The sequence below is a fragment of the Tistrella mobilis KA081020-065 genome, from assembly GCF_000264455.2.
GTDB lineage: Bacteria > Pseudomonadota > Alphaproteobacteria > Tistrellales > Tistrellaceae > Tistrella > Tistrella mobilis.
Window position 1 is genome coordinate 3143737 of sequence record NC_017956.1, and the last position, 12915, is coordinate 3156651.

A 12915-nucleotide genomic window follows, 5' to 3' on the forward strand; every position below is an offset into this window, starting at 1 on the left:
GGGCCTTCGTCTGACACCGTCGGGACAAAGAGCTTTCGCCGACGCAATCAACCCGCGCGCCAGCGTCGCGTCAGGCATGCGCACCCACCGGCCGGATGATCGGGAACACGTCGCGCATCTCGTCTCCCAAGACATCGCGCACCCGCCCGGTCAGCCCGAAGAACCGGCCGGCAAAGTCCCGTGACGTGGTGTCGGGCGACATGACGACACGGATGAACAACACCTCGTCCCCCACTTCGTCCTCGGCCGTATCGATCTCGACGGCTTCCACCTTGTCGGCAAATCGCTCACGGATAACGCGATCGATCGCCTGCTATATTTCGTCCGTAAGCTGCAACATCAAACTAATTCCCTCGTATTTATCTATTTATTTCAGGGACTTATCAGGATCACACCATGTCTTCCCGCTCATGCAACGCATCCGACGCGGCACCTTTACCCGCCTCGCCTTCTACATGAGGCCTATAGTCCGTGGTTAAACGGGACGGACTGCCCCAGGCTCCGGAGGAACCTTCAGACAACGCCGGAGCCACCGATGACCGACCAGCCTCCCACCGCGCCCTGCCCCGTCGCCACCCTCGCCACCGATTGGGCAATCCTGGACGACCAGATCGCCGGCGGCTGGGTCGATGTGACCGCGGAGCCAGGGTTGGCGCTGGCGCTGGATGCGCTGCGCAATGCCGTGATGGCGCGGGCAGTGGGGGTGACGGCGGGGTCGGTGTCAGGGGCCGCGTTTCAGGCCTGGCTGGTGGGGCTGCATGTCTCGATCGCCGACGATCCGGAGCTGGATGAAGACGCCCGGACCCGGCATCTGCGGCTCGCGGCCGAGGGCGCGCGGCATCTGCTGCGGTATCTGACCACGCTTCGGCTCCGGGAAGCGTAGCGCCAGCCCTGCCATAGCCCCCTGAAACCCCGAGGTCCGGAGGCCCCCGCCTCCGGGCGGGTCCAGGGCGGCAGCCCTGGCCCTGCGGAGCAGGAGGCACCGGCCTGTCCGTCAGCCGAGCGCCGTCTCCACCAGCCCGGCGACGTCCAGGATGTAGCGGTCGTCGTGCCAGCGGCCGATGATCTGGAGCGCGAGGGGCAGGCCGTCATCGGAGGTGGTGCCGCAGGGCATGGAGAGGGCCGGGTGGCCGGTGAGGTTGAGGGGGAAGGTATAGGGGTACCAGGCGCCGCGGATGGTGCCGGCGGGCTCGCCGGCGATGGTGACGATGCCGTTGGGGTCCTGGTCGACCGGCAGCGGCGGCGCGGTCAGGGTGGGAGAGACGATGACGTCGGCGCGGGCGAGTTCGGCCTGGAGGCGGCCGAAGAGCGCGGTGCGGGCGGCGGCGGCGGCGGAGAGGTCGACGGCCGAGTGGGTGAGGCCCTTCTCGATGGTCGTCACCAGCGAGGGGTCGAGCTGGTCGCGGAAGCGGGCGAGCTGGGGGCCGACGCGGGCGGCGAGGCCGGATTGCAGGATGACCAGGAAGTGGCGCTCTTCCGACGCGAAATCGATCTCGATCTCGTGGACGCGGGCGCCGGCCTCGATCATGCGGGCGACGGCGGCGTCGGTGGCGGTGAGCACGCGCGGGTCGACCCGGGTACCGCAGCTGCGCAGATAGGCGACCCGCAGGCCATCGAGCGTGGTGGCGCGGCGTTCGGCCGGCAGGGTGCCCTGGCCCCAGGGGTCGCGGGCGTCGAAGCCCTGGATGGCGTCGAACAGCAAAGCGGTGTCGGCCACGTCGCGGGCCATGGGGCCAACGAAGGAATTGGCGGCGATCAGATCGGGCAGTTGCAGATGCGGGATGCGACCGAGGGTGGCCTTCAGGCCGACGATGCCGCAGCAGGCGGCCGGGATGCGGATCGAGCCGCCGCCATCGGTGCCGAGCGCGATCGGCCCCATGCCGGCCGCGACCGCGACCGCAGCACCCGCGCTGGAGGCGCCGCAGGTGACCTTCGGGTCGATCGGGTTCAGGGTGCGGCCGAAGATCGGCGCGTCGGCGGCCTGTTTGTGGCCGAATTCGGGGGTGGTGGTCTTGCCGACCAGCACCGCGCCGGCGGCGCGGGCGCGGGCGACGGCGACGGCATCTTCGGCGGGCACGAAGTCGCGGAAGATGGCCGAGCCCATGGTGGTGCGCACCCCCCGGGTCAGCGTCAGATCCTTGACCGAATAGGGCACGCCGAGCAGCGGCGGCAGGGCGTCGGGATCCTCGGCCGCCCGCACGCGATCATCGGCGGCGCGGGCCTCGGCGCGGGCCTCGTCGGCACAGACGGTGATGAAGGCGTTGAGGTCCGCACGGTCCTCGATCCGGGCGAGCACCGCCTCGGTCGCCTCCGCCGCCGAGACCTCGCGGCGGCGGATCAGACGGGCAAGATCACGTGCGGAGAGGCCGGTGATGTCGGTGGTCATGGGGGCGGTCCTCGTGTTCGGAAGCAACGGCAGCCGGCATACCTCGCCGGGTCAGATCATCCAGCGGCCGCCATCGATCAGCAGGGTCTGGCCGGTGACGTAGCGGGCATCGTCGCTGGCGAGGAAGGCGACCACGCCGGCGACGTCTTCGGGCTCGCCCACGAAGCCTGCCGGGGTCTGGGCCTTGATCCGGTCCACCACCTCGGGCGTCAGCCGGTCGTGAGCGCGGGTGGCGATGGCGCCGGGGGCAACGGCATTGACGGTGATGCCGAGGCCGGCATTCTCGCGCGCCAGGGCGCGGGTGAAGCCGATCACGCCCATCTTGGCGGCGGCATAGTCGACGATGCCGGCATCGCCGGCGAAGGCGCCGTCGCTCGACATGTTGATGATCCGGCCGGTGCCGCGGCTGCGCATCTCCGGCAACACCAGCCGGGTCATGCGGAGCGTGGTCATCAGGCTCACCTCCATCACGAAGCGCCAGGTGCCCTCTTCCGAGGCATGGAAGGGGCCGGCGCGCTCGCGGGCGCTCTGGCCGACATTGTTGAACAGCACGTCGATCGGGCCGAAGCGGTCGACCGCCTGCATATAGGCGCGGCCGAGCACGGCAGGATCGGTACAGTCGCCCGCAACCGCCATCCCGTCAGTGCCGGCGCCATCGAAGACCGCGGCCAGCCCGACATCATCCAGATCGACCCCGACCACGCGCGCACCCTCACCCAGGAAGCGCCGGACCGTTGCGGCCCCGATGCCGTTCGCGGCACCGGTGACGATCACCACTCTGCCCGAAAACCGTGCCATGGCCGGCCTCTCTCTGATTGCCCGCGGATCTTGTCAGTGGAAACTGCGCCCGCCATCGACGGCGAGTGCGACGCCGGTGACGTAGCCGGCCTCGGGGCCGAGCAGCCAGAGCACGGCCGCGGCGATTTCGTCGGGCGTGCCGATCCGTTCCAACGCATAGCGGCGGCGGATCGCGGCCAGCGTCGCTTCCGGGTCTGGCGTCGGCTCCCACGAGGTGCGGAAAAGCGGCGTGTCGATGGCGCCGGGGCAGATCGCGTTCACCCGCACGCCCTGATCCGCCAGCTCCATGGCCAGCGATTTGGCGAGCATCACGACACCGGCCTTGGCGGCGCAATAGCTGGCCCGGCCCTTGAGCGGCACGAGGCCGGCGGCCGAGGAGATGAACACCGCCGAGGCCGCACCCGCCCCCTCCATCGCTCCCGCCCCGGCCAGATGCGGCAGGGCCGCGCGCATCACCAGCATGGGCGATGTCAGGTTGACGCCGATGCTGCGCGCCCAGGCGGCATCGGTGATCCGGGCCAGCGGTTCCTGATGGTCGATGCCGGCGGCACAGACCACGCCGTCGATGCCGCCCATCTCTGCCGCCGCCGCGGCCACGGCCGCCTCGACATCGGGGGTTTCGGCCACATCGGCCAGGTGGCCGGTGACGCCGGTGATGTCGAGCCGGTCGAGCGCCGCCCGGTCGCGATCGAGCACGGCGGCCCGGCCGCCGCGATCCGCGATCATCCGGGCGGTGGCGAGGCCGATGCCGCTGGCCCCGCCGGTGATCAGGATCCGCCGGCCTTCGAAATCCCGGTTGCGGTTCATGACGCCGCCGCTTCGAGGCAGGGACGCATGGCGTCGACCAGTTCGTCACAGCGGCCGATCACCACGCGCGGATGCTTCAGCGCATGTTCGATGATGCCTTCGAGCAGCTTGAGCCGCGAGGGCTGGCCGATCAGCTGGGGGTGCATGCCCAGCATCATCATCCGGTCCTCGGCATAGAGCGTGTCGAATTCGAGCGTCCAGGCCTCGAGCGCCGCCGAGGGCGCCTGGAGGGTGCGGCCGGGCAGGATGATCGAGTACTGGAAGAAGGGTGCATCATCCAGCACCCAGCGGAAGGGCAGCTCGACCAGCTTCGTCTTCTGCCCCTTGTGGCTGTGGATATAGGGGCTGTCGTCGTCGAAGAAGTTCGAGGAATAGTCGAAGCCGTTCTCGACCAGCAGATCCATGGTGATCGGGCTGAACTCGGCGGCGGGCGAGCGCCAGCCGCGCGGCGCCCGGCCGGTCATCCGCCTGATGATCTCGATCCCCTTCTCCATCTCCTCGCGCTCCTGCTCGGGCGTGAGGTTGACGATCCAGGCATGGCTCCAGCTGTGATGGGCGATTTCGTGGCCGCGGGTCAGCAGGGCCTCGACCACCTGGGGGCGCTGCTCCATCACCAGCCCGGGCACGAAGAAGGTCGACTTGATGCCATAGCGGTCGAGCAGGTCGAGAATGCGCCAGATGCCGACCTTCCAGCCATAGGCGCCCTGCGACATCAGGATCGGCCGGTTGGCATTGTTGGGATCCCGCGCCGTCCACATGGTCTCGGCATCGAGGTCGAAGGTCAGGAAGAGGGGGAAGCCGTCGGGATGGAAGGACATGGGATGCAGCGTTCCGACTTTAGGATTTCGGCCAACATGGCGGCGAGCAGGGGCACGGATGCACCCGCCGGGTGGGGACTGACCAGCTCCCAGCCGCCATTGAGGCGGCGGCCAAGGGTGCGGGAGCACCCGCCCGGCGAGGGACTAAAAGACTCCCGCCATTGAGGCGGCAGCGCCCGCCCGGTGTGGGTTGACCAGGCTCCCAGCCGCCATTGCGGCGGCGGCCAAGGGCGCGGCAGCGCCCGCCCGGCGAGGGGCTAAAAAAGACTCCCTCCCGCTCACACGAATTTGTGGAAACCGGTGCGGCGTTCGGCGACGAACAGGATCAGCCCGGTCAGCACGATCATGAGGGTGGAGACCGCGGCGACGCTGGGGTCGACGCCGTGTTCGACGGAAGAGAAGATCAGCACCGGCAGGGTCTGCTGGCCAGGGCCGAGCAGGAAGATCGTGACCGGCACGTTGTCGAGCGAGGTGACGAGCGCGAAGAGCGCGCCGGCGATCAGCCCGGGGCGGATCAGCGGCAGGGTGACCAGGCGGAAGGCTTCGAAGCCGGTAGCGCCCAGCACCCGCGCCGCCTCGTCGAGCGAGCGGTCGATACCGCCCAAGCTGGAAAGCGCCGCGCGAACGATATAGGGCACGGTGATCACCACATGGGCGGCGATCAGCACGCCGGTGCCGCCATAGAGCCGGAGCAGGCTGACATATTGCAGCAGGGCGACGCCGATCACGACCGAGGGGAAGACCAGCGGCGCCATCAGGAAGGAGGCGATGGCCTCCGATCCCGGCAGGGCCTTCGCGTGCAACGCCCAGGCGGCGGCAACCCCCAGCACCAGCGAAATCGTGGTCGAGACCACGGCCAGCAGCAGGCTCAGCCAGATGGCGCTCAGATAGTCCGGGTCGCTCAACACCTTGGCGAACCAGCCGAGTGTGAGCCCCTGGGGCGGGATGGTGAGATAGGAGGTGCTGCTGAAGGCGGCCAGCACCGTCACCACCACCGGCAATTGCAGGAAGATCACCACCAGCACGGCGGTGACCGCCACGGCGCGTCCGGGTGCGAGCGTCATGCGAGACCTCCCCAGCGCTTCGCGAGCCGGCCCGAGATCCACACCACCACCAGTGCCGTGACGGTGAGCGCGAAGGCGAGTGCCGACCCGCCCGGCCAGTTCAGAAGCTGCATGTATTCGTCGTAGATGACCGTGGCCAGCACCCGGTAGGTGGCACCGCCGAGCATGCGCGGCGTGACCAGGGCGCTGATGGTGAGCACGAAGACCAGGATCGAGCCCGCCAGGATACCCGAGGCGGTCAGCGGCAGGGTGACCATGAAGAAGGTCCGGATCCGCCCGGCGCCGAGGGTGGCGGCCGCCGCCTCGACATCGCGCGGCACGGCCTGGATGGCGGCCACCAGCATCAGCACCATGAAGGGCAGGTAGATATGGACCAGGCCGATGACCACGCCGGTCATGTTGAACATCAGCTTGAACGGCGTGTCGATCAGGCCGAGATCGATCAGCAGGTTGTTGAGCAGGCCGCGGTTGGCGAGCAGCGCGATCCAGCCGAAGGAGCGCACCACCAGGTTCAGCATCATCGGGAAGATCACCGCCAGCGTCAGCGGCACCCGCCAGCGCGCCGGGCCGCGGGCGATCATCAGCGCCAGCGGATAGCCGATAACCAACGCGATGGCGGTGACCAGCAAGCCCAGGCCGAAGGTCCGCCAGACCACCTCGCGGTAATAGTCGTCGGTGACGATCTGGGCATAGTTGTCGAGGGTCCAGCTGCCGGGGGTGATGCCCATGCCCGGCAGGTATTCGCGGAAACTGGTCGGCAGCATCAGGATGACCGGTGCCAGGAAGCACGCGATCAGCACCAGCATCAGCGGCGAGACCAGCCCCAGCCCGGTGCGGCGGCGCATGATCATGCGGCACCTCCCGCCGGCATCGCAAACACCTGGCCGGGATCGATGGCGAGCCGGACGGCGGCGCCCGGGGCCAGATCGGCGCCGGGACCGGCGGAAGACGTCTCGGCGATCATCTCCACCCCGCCCGCCAGCTTCACCACATACTGCACCCGGGCGCCGGTGAAGGAGCGGAAGGCGATTTCGCCCGCCACCGCATGCGGGGCATCGGCCTCGGGCGCCAGAAGCCGGATCGCTTCCTGCCGGATGATGATCTCGGCCGCACCGCCTGCCGCGACCTGGGGATCGGCGGCGGCGAGGGTGAGATCGGGGCCGATCCGCACCCGGCCCGCCGGCCCCGCCGTCTCCACCCGGCCCTGAAGCCGGTTGGGCCGGCCGATGAAGCTGGCGACGAAGCCGTTGACCGGCCGGGCATAGATCGCCTCGGGCGCATCGAACTGCTGGATCACGCCATGGGCCAGCACGCAGACCCGGTCCGACAGCGACAGGGCCTCGGACTGGTCATGGGTCACGAACAGGCTGGTGATGCCGAGCCGGCCCTGCAGGCGCTTCAGCTCGATCTGCATCTCGTCGCGCAGCTGGGCATCCAGGTTGGAGAGCGGTTCGTCGAACAGCATCATCCGCGGCCGCGGCGCCACCGCCCGCGCGATCGCCACCCGCTGCTGCTGCCCGCCCGACATCTGGCGGGGATAGCGGTCGGCCAGATGGTCGAGCCGGACCAGGGCGAGCGCCTCTTTGACCCGCGAGGACAGCTCGGCCCCGCGCACGCCCTGACGCTTCAGGCCGAAGGCCACGTTCTCGGCCACCGTCAGATGCGGGAACAGGGCATAGGACTGGAAGACCAGCCCGATCCGGCGCCGGTGCGGCGGCAGGCGGGTGATGTCTTCCTCGCCGGCCAGGATCCGCCCGGCGCTGGGCTCGATCAACCCGGCGACCATGCGCAGGATCGTGGTCTTGCCGCAGCCCGACGGCCCGAGCAGCGAGACGAATTCCCCGTCGGCGACGGTGATGGAAACGTCGCGCACCACCTCGGTGTCGCCATAGCGCTTGTGCAGTCGGTCGATCGTCAGCTTGGCCATCGGCGGTGGTCCATCCAGGGCAGTCGGGTTGCGCCTCGATGCCAGAGCTTTCCCGTTCCGGCCGGTCGGCGCAGGCGCGCACCGGCCGGCGGGGCAGCCGGCGAAGAGAACGGTCTGAAGCGAAAAACCTGAAAACAGGAAAGAAACGGCGGCAGGGGGCGCCCGCAAGGGGGGAGACAGGCGTCCGGGGGGCCAGGGAGGGGAGAGCCCCGTCCCTGCCGCCGTTCAGGACCGCCGCGCCGCCCCAGGGAGGGGGGAGGTGTCGGCGCAGCGGTGCATGGGGTGGATCAGCGGGTGACTTCGCGCTGCCAGCGCCGGATCCAGTCGGGCATGTTGCTCGCGACCGTCTGCGGATCGGGGAACCAGAGATTGTCGCGCGCCTCGCCCGTCGGCACGATCTTCGCGACCTTGTCGCTGAGGTCGACCTTGGTGTTCACCGGCCCGGCATATTTCCGCTCGGCGAAGCAGGCCTGGCCTTCGGGCGAGAGCACCACATCGATGAACTTATGCGCAAGATCGGCATGGGGGGCGCCTTCGGGGATGCTGAGCGTCGGGCGGATGCCGACGGCCCCTTCCTTCGGATAGGCGACCGCCACCTTCACGCCCTTGTCGGCCGCAGAGCCGACCCGGTCGGGGTACCAGGGCGCCATCGCGATCTCGCCACGCTCGAACAGCGACACGATCTGGTCGGCCTGGGTGTAGAAGGTGACGGCAGAGGGCGCCAGCTCCTTCAGCGCCGCGATCCCCGGATCGATATTGTCGATCGTGCCGCCATGCATCCGGTTCATCGCCAGCAGGAACTGCATGCCCGAGGTGCCGGTCACGTCGCCCAGCGCGATCTTGCCCTTCCACTTCGGATCGGCGAGATCGGTCCACGAGGTCGGCGGCTCGGGCATCATCTCGGGGTTGTAGGCAAGCGCAGTGGCGCCCAGCATGAACACCACGAAGCGCTTGTTGTCGGGGATGGCGCCCGCGATCAGATCGGCTGCGTTGCCGAGCTCCGCGGTGTCGATCTCGGAGAGCAGCTTTTCATTGGCGAGCTGGGTGGCCAGCGAGTCGTCCATATAGGCGACGTCGAACTGGCTGCGCCCGCCCATGGCGCGGATCGCGGCCGCATGCTGCACGGACGAGCCGACCTTCATGGCGACGGTCGCGCCGGTCGCCTTCTCGAAAGCCGCGATGTGGCAGGTTTTGGTGTCCTCGGCGAAGGAGCCGCCGAAGGTCGCGATCACCAGCTCTTCCGCCGATGCCACGGCCGGTGCCGCAACCGCAACCGCTGCCGTGATGACCGCCGCAGCGGTGCCTGCCGTCATCCGCCGCCGCGCGCGGTCGGTGCGTTCGATCGCCATATCCCGTGTTCTCCCAGCCTGTGACCCGGCCATCGGGCCGGTGCCCGCCCATGGGGGCGCTTTTGTTCGTGGTGCCGGTTCGTGGTGCCGGCGGGGCGTCTTCGCAGCCTCTCCCCGCCGCGATGCGTTCCCTGGATTGCAAGCCTAGGTCTCTTCCGATTATCTTTCAAGAAAGAAACTTGTGAGATATCGCCGTCCGGGCCACGATGTGGCAACGCCACTGTCAGGAGCAGCACCCGCCGATGCAGACCGATCCGGCCCCAGCCCCCACCACCGACGAGACTGCCACTGACCAGCCCGCCACCGATGCGGGGCCGGGCGATCCGGCCGATTTCGACACCGTCGGCCGCGGCATGGCCCGCTGGCGACGCGAGCGGCCGGATATCGACAGCTCGGGCAAGGCCGTGGTCGGGCGGATCCTCCGGCTGGAAGGGGTGATCCTGAAGGCGGTGAATGCCACGCTGGCGGCCCATGGGCTGAAATACCCGGCCTATGCCATCCTGGCGACGCTTCGGGTGGAAGGCGCGCCCTACCGGCTGTCGCCGTCGCAGCTGCAACAGACCATGCTGTTCTCATCGGGCGGCATCTCCAACCTGCTGCTGCGGCTGGAAAAGGACGGGCTGATCCGCCGCACCTCGGACCGCAACGACCGGCGCAGCGTGATCGTGGAATTGACGGAGAAGGGCGTGGCGCTGGCCGATGCGGCCATGGCGGACCATGCCGCGACCGAGCGCCACCTGATCCGCATGTTCACCCAGGACGAACGCGGCCAGCTGGCCAGCATGCTTGCGCGTATGCTGGCGGTGAATGCGGATGCGCCGGGCTATGTCTGAGAGCCCGGCCATACCTGCGGTCGGTTGCCTTGATCATTTCATTGAATGAAATTCATTTTATAAATTGACATGCCTTCCGTTTAACGGAATCCTGCCGGCAGATGTGAAGCTGGCGGGTGCCCCATGCCCGGGTACCGACAGGCCGGCCGACGGGAGGACGACCGAAGATGCGGACATTGTGGAAGCGGGCGGCGCTTGGCGCCGCCGCAACGGCCCTGCTCACCCTCAGCCTGCCGGCGGGGGGTTCGGCCGAAGAGGCACGCAATGGCGGCGTGCTGCGCCTGATCGCGCACCCCGAGCCACCGACCCTGATGCTGGGCCTGAACCAGCAGGGCCCCACCCAGTTCGTGGCCGGCAAGATCTATGAAGGCCTGCTGACCTATGGCCCCGATCTGCAGCCGCGGCCGCATCTGGCCGAAAGCTGGGAGATTTCCGAAGACGGGCTGGTCTACACCTTCCATCTGCGCAAGGACGTGCGCTGGCATGACGGCCAGCCCTTCACCGCGAAGGATGTGGTGTTCTCGGCGACCGACTTCCTGGCCAAGGTCCACCCGCGTGCCCGCGGCCATTTCGGCCGGGCGGAGAAGATCGAGGCGCTGGACGATCACACCGTCCGCATGACCCTGAAGGCGCCCTTCGCGCCCTTCATCATGGGCTTCGAGACCTCGTCGGCGCCGATGATCCCGGCACATATCTATGAAGGCACCGACTACCAGACCAATCCGGCCAACCAGACCCCGATCGGCACCGGCCCGTTCAAGCTGGCCGAATGGAAGCGCGGCGCCTTCATCCGGCTGGAACGCAATGCGGATTACTGGCAGGCCGGCAAGCCCGATCTCGACGGGCTGAACTTCGTGATCGTGCCCGATGCGGCCAGCCGCGCGCTCGCCTTCGAAACCGGCGAGGTCGATGTGCTGCGCGGCGGCGATGTCGAGTATTTCGACGTCCAGCGGCTTGCGGCGTCCGACGGCGTCACCGAGACCCGCGCCGGCTATGAGATGCTGTCGCCGACGATGTGGGTGCAGTTCAACCTGCGCAGCGCGCCGATGGACGACGCCCGCTTCCGCCGCGCGGTGATGCATGCGATCGACCGCCAGTTCATCGTCGACAATCTCTGGTTCGGCTTCGCGAAGCCCTCGGCCGGCCCGATCGCCTCGACCACGCCGTTCTACGATGAAAAGGCGCTGGTCACCTATGATTACGACCTGAAGAAGGCCGAAGCCCTGCTCGACGAGATGGGGCTGAAGAAGGACGCGAACGGCGTGCGGACCACCGTCCGCTTCCTGCCGCTGCCCTATGGCGAGACCTATATCCGCCTCGGCGAATACATCCGCCAGCAGCTGGAGCAGATCGGCATCAGGACCCAGACGGTCGCGACCGATCATGCCGGCTGGGCCAAGCGGCTCGGCGACTGGGATTACGATCTCAGCCTCAACCTGCTCTACCAGTATGGCGACCCGTCGCTAGGCGTGGAGCGGGCCTATGTCTCGACCAATCTGGTCAAGGGCTCGCCCTCGGCCAATGTGTCGGGGCTGAACGATCCCGAGGTCGACCGGCTGTTCCGCGAGGCGGCGGTCGCGACCGATCGCGAGACCCGCGCGGCGCTCTTCTCGGATCTTCAGCAGCGGATCTCGGACCAGGCCTATTTCGGCTATCTGATCGAGGTGCAGTTCCCGACGCTCTATCGCTCGGGCATCGAGAACCTGGTGACCGGGGCCACCGGGCTGAATGGCGAGATGGAAGACGTGCGCCTGCCGAAGCGCTGAGCCCCCGTCCATCTTCCCGTCTTTTCACCTCCCTCCCCTCCCCGGCGTCCCCCCGCCGGGCCGGGCGGTGGCGCCCTCCCTCTTCAGGCCGCCATCTGTCTCCCCTTGTGGCGATCACTGCCACCGCCCGGATCTCTGTCTTCGCTCCCCCCTTCTCTCCGCCCCACCACAGGAAACCTGCCACCGATGGTCAAGCTCGACCGCGCGGCATCGCGCCTCGTGAAGGCGGTCGCCGTCATCCTCGCCATCGCCTGCATGAATTTCGTGCTGATCCGCATGGCCCCGGGCGATCCGGTCGCGGTCATGGCCGGCGAGGCCGCGATGACCGACCAGGCCTATCTCGACGAGTTGCGCGAGCGATTCGGTCTCGACCGGCCGGTGCACGAACAGCTGATGGTCTATCTGGGCAATGTCGCCACCCTCGATTTCGGCACCTCCTACCGCCAGGGCCGGCCGGTTGCCGACATCATCCTGGAACGGCTGCCGGCAACCCTGGTGCTGACCATCACCGCCTTCGTGATCTCGCTGGCGCTGGGCATCACCGCCGGGGTGATCGCCGCACGCCGCCCCGGCGGCTGGGTCGACACGACCGTCTCCACCCTGGCGCTCGCCTTCTATGCGACACCGCTGTTCTGGGTGGGGCTGATGGCGATCCTGCTGTTCTCACTGGAACTGGGCTGGCTGCCGGCCTTCGGCATGCATGGCGCAACCCCGCCCGAAGGCGGCTTCGCCTATCTGGCCGAGGTCGCGAAACATCTGGTGCTGCCGGCCATGACGCTGGGCCTGTTCTACACCGGCGTTTATGCCCGCCTGACCCGGGCCCAGATGCTGGAGGTGCAGTCGCAGGATTTCGTGCGCACCGCCCGCGCCAAGGGGCTGACGGAGCCCCGGGTGGAACGCGCCCATGTGCTGCGCAACGCCCTGCTGCCGGTGGTCACCATGGCCGGCGTCCAGGCCGGGCATCTGGTCGGCGGCACCATTCTGGTCGAGACGGTCTTCGCCTGGCCCGGCATCGGCCGGCTGGCCTTCAACGCCCTGCTCCAGCGCGACTATTCGGTGCTGCTGGGCGTGTTCCTGGTCACCTCCACCATGGTCGTGGTCATCAATCTTCTGACCGATCTGGTCTACGGCCTGATCGATCCCCGCATCCGTTTCGAGCGTTGAGTC

General features: G+C 68.4%; 13 protein-coding genes. 4 read left to right on the forward strand and 9 right to left on the reverse strand.

Annotated features, from left to right (window positions below; genetic code table 11):
* Window positions 1-70 precede the first annotated feature (70 nt).
* Window positions 71-271 carry a hypothetical protein gene (locus TMO_RS14295; RefSeq protein WP_014746351.1) on the reverse strand — a complete coding sequence of 67 codons (201 nt, stop codon included), beginning with the start codon at window positions 269-271 and terminating at the stop codon, window positions 71-73.
* Between the two features lie 264 nt (window positions 272-535).
* On the opposite strand from TMO_RS14295, the gene TMO_RS14300 reads away from it, so the two are divergent.
* Window positions 536-883: a hypothetical protein gene (locus TMO_RS14300; RefSeq protein ID WP_014746352.1), complete on the forward strand. Its 348-nt coding sequence runs from the start codon at window positions 536-538 to the stop codon at window positions 881-883.
* A gap of 111 nt (window positions 884-994) precedes the next feature.
* Here TMO_RS14300 and TMO_RS14305 read toward each other — a convergent pair whose 3' ends face one another.
* The 8 genes from TMO_RS14305 to TMO_RS14340 form a co-directional block, all read right to left on the reverse strand.
* The gene (locus TMO_RS14305; RefSeq protein WP_014746353.1) at window positions 995-2386 is read right to left on the reverse strand and encodes an amidase; all 1392 of its coding nucleotides are present in this window, start codon (window positions 2384-2386) and stop codon (window positions 995-997) included.
* A 51-nt stretch (window positions 2387-2437) separates the two neighbouring features.
* Window positions 2438-3184, reverse strand: coding sequence for an SDR family NAD(P)-dependent oxidoreductase (locus TMO_RS14310; protein WP_014746354.1), 747 nt, complete (start codon window positions 3182-3184; stop codon window positions 2438-2440).
* 33 nt (window positions 3185-3217) lie between these two features.
* The gene (locus TMO_RS14315) at window positions 3218-3991 is read right to left on the reverse strand and encodes an SDR family NAD(P)-dependent oxidoreductase (RefSeq protein WP_014746355.1); all 774 of its coding nucleotides are present in this window, start codon (window positions 3989-3991) and stop codon (window positions 3218-3220) included.
* Window positions 3988-4809, reverse strand: coding sequence for a polysaccharide deacetylase family protein (locus TMO_RS14320; protein ID WP_014746356.1), 822 nt, complete (start codon window positions 4807-4809; stop codon window positions 3988-3990). The genes TMO_RS14315 and TMO_RS14320 overlap by 4 nt, the downstream gene beginning before the upstream one ends.
* A 278-nt stretch (window positions 4810-5087) precedes the next feature.
* A complete protein-coding gene (locus tag TMO_RS14325; RefSeq protein ID WP_014746357.1) occupies window positions 5088-5873 on the reverse strand; it encodes an ABC transporter permease in 786 nt (261 codons plus the stop codon).
* A complete protein-coding gene (locus TMO_RS14330) occupies window positions 5870-6724 on the reverse strand; it encodes an ABC transporter permease (RefSeq protein ID WP_014746358.1) in 855 nt (284 codons plus the stop codon). The genes TMO_RS14325 and TMO_RS14330 overlap by 4 nt, the downstream gene beginning before the upstream one ends.
* Complete coding sequence (locus TMO_RS14335; RefSeq protein WP_014746359.1) at window positions 6721-7800, reverse strand: ABC transporter ATP-binding protein; 1080 nt, start codon at window positions 7798-7800, stop codon at window positions 6721-6723. Before TMO_RS14335 ends, TMO_RS14330 begins: the two co-directional genes overlap by 4 nt.
* A 287-nt stretch (window positions 7801-8087) precedes the next feature.
* Complete coding sequence (locus TMO_RS14340) at window positions 8088-9149, reverse strand: ABC transporter substrate-binding protein (protein ID WP_014746360.1); 1062 nt, start codon at window positions 9147-9149, stop codon at window positions 8088-8090.
* 242 nt (window positions 9150-9391) lie between these two features.
* Here TMO_RS14340 and TMO_RS14345 point away from each other — a divergent pair, with 242 nt between their 5' ends.
* The 3 genes from TMO_RS14345 to TMO_RS14355 all read left to right on the forward strand — a co-directional run bounded on the left by TMO_RS14345 (window position 9392) and on the right by TMO_RS14355 (window position 12912).
* Window positions 9392-9982 carry a MarR family winged helix-turn-helix transcriptional regulator gene (locus tag TMO_RS14345; RefSeq protein WP_014746361.1) on the forward strand — a complete coding sequence of 197 codons (591 nt, stop codon included), beginning with the start codon at window positions 9392-9394 and terminating at the stop codon, window positions 9980-9982.
* A gap of 167 nt (window positions 9983-10149) precedes the next feature.
* Complete coding sequence (locus tag TMO_RS14350) at window positions 10150-11748, forward strand: ABC transporter substrate-binding protein (protein WP_014746362.1); 1599 nt, start codon at window positions 10150-10152, stop codon at window positions 11746-11748.
* A 186-nt stretch (window positions 11749-11934) separates the two neighbouring features.
* Window positions 11935-12912, forward strand: coding sequence for an ABC transporter permease (locus TMO_RS14355; protein WP_014746363.1), 978 nt, complete (start codon window positions 11935-11937; stop codon window positions 12910-12912).
* The last annotated feature ends 3 nt before the right edge of the window (window positions 12913-12915 follow it).